Origin of the sequence: Streptomyces sp. WM6378 (genome assembly GCF_001279695.1) — a bacterium.
In the GTDB taxonomy this organism is placed as follows: domain Bacteria; phylum Actinomycetota; class Actinomycetes; order Streptomycetales; family Streptomycetaceae; genus Streptomyces.
The window spans coordinates 1-885 of the sequence record NZ_LGDD01000152.1; the positions used below are offsets into that span (position 1 = coordinate 1).

2 protein-coding genes are annotated in these 885 nt (G+C 68.2%); both read right to left on the reverse strand.

Features of this window, described 5'->3' with window-relative positions:
- Positions 1-319: 319 nt before the first annotated feature.
- A complete protein-coding gene (locus tag ADK54_RS14805) occupies positions 320-730 on the reverse strand; it encodes a winged helix-turn-helix domain-containing protein (protein WP_324610153.1) in 411 nt (136 codons plus the stop codon).
- A partial coding sequence (locus tag ADK54_RS48550; protein WP_324610154.1) for a helix-turn-helix domain-containing protein occupies positions 666-885 on the reverse strand: 220 nt, incomplete at its 5' end. The genes ADK54_RS14805 and ADK54_RS48550, both read right to left, overlap by 65 nt.

Here is an 885-nt window from a genome sequence, read left to right on the forward strand (position 1 = left end):
GATGGTCAGCCAGTCATGCTCGGCGGCATAGTCACGGATGTCGGCGCTGCGGTGGACATTCAGATTGTCCCAGATCACCACGACGGGCCCGCCGAGCTGAAGATGGGCCCGCACCAGCAGATCGCGATAGTCCCGCCAGGTGAACCCCCTTTGACTGCCCAGGCAGTGGCCCTGGACGCGTGGACGGTAGATGAGCGGCTGCGTTCACCGGCCTTGTAGCAGGCGAGTGCGGCCAGGGTCACCCGCCCACGGGAGGCACCGTTGAACTGGACCACAGGGGTCTTCCCCCTCGGGGCCCAGGTCCGGCCGCGGTGCGACGTCATCGAGACGGCGGCTTCGTCCTCAAAGACGAGCCAGGCCCCGCGCGTCGCCGCGATGGCTTTGCCGACGGCCAGGTCTCCTTCACCCAGCCTGCGACGGCCGCCTCGTCACGCTCCACCGCGCGCCGCGCGGGCTGCTGACACGACCAGCCGTGACGCCGCAGCAACTCCCACACGCCGCGGACCGACAGCAACACACCGAGCTTCTCAACGAGAAGGGCCTGCACCCGCGACAAGGTCCACCGCGCGTTCGGCCATCCGTGGACGACCGTCCCCCGCAGCAGTTCCTCCTCCAGTCCGGCGAACTCCTGAGGGCTCACCTTCGGACTCTTGGCAGGCCCCGAACTACGCAAAACCGGCCCTGCCGTGAGCCCTCCAGTCCCGCCTCCAGCGTTCGACTGAGCGGACACTCACCCGCAGATCCGTCGCGATGACCGTGTTCTCCTCACCCCGCTCAAAGCCCTCGGCCGCCAGCATCCGTACCCGTTCACGGGCGGCCTGTTCATAGGCCCTGAGCCCACCCCCTTGCGCATACCGCATACCACCGGCATAGCGCGGAACACCG